Annotated in this window: 1 tRNA gene and 1 rRNA gene; both read right to left on the bottom strand. The window is 50.4% G+C overall.

Features of this window, described 5'->3' with window-relative positions:
• Window positions 1–74 (bottom strand) — tRNA-Ile (locus ABS784_RS17015).
• Window positions 75–295: 221 nt separating this feature from the next.
• Window positions 296–363: ribosomal RNA gene (locus ABS784_RS17010) — 16S ribosomal RNA — on the bottom strand; the annotation flags it as partial.

The following is a 363-nucleotide window of genomic DNA, read 5'->3' as shown; positions in this document are numbered from 1 at the left end:
TGGGCCTAAGTGGACTTGAACCACCGACCTCACGCTTATCAGGCGTGCGCTCTGACCAGCTGAGCTATAGGCCCATATACACATTGCAAGGAACGATCAGTTCCCTCAAAACGAAACAAGGCTGCTGCCTTGAGTCAGCTTCTTTGCGGCCTTGCGCCGAGGAATCCAGCTCCGCTGAATCACTCGCAGACGCAGGCGCAAAACAACCGAGAGAATAACCAATTCCCTCAAAACCAAACAAAACAGCAAGCGTCATTATAATCAAACCATTCGATTTTGTCAATAACATCCTTAGAAAGGAGGTGATCCAGCCGCACCTTCCGGTACGGCTACCTTGTTACGACTTCACCCCAATCACTTGCC

Source organism: Geobacillus sp. G4 (assembly GCF_040327975.1).
GTDB classification, from domain to species: Bacteria; Bacillota; Bacilli; order Bacillales; family Anoxybacillaceae; genus Geobacillus; species Geobacillus thermoleovorans.
The sequence above is the reverse complement of the archived record's forward strand: the minus strand, read 5'-3'. Positions and strand labels throughout refer to the sequence as shown.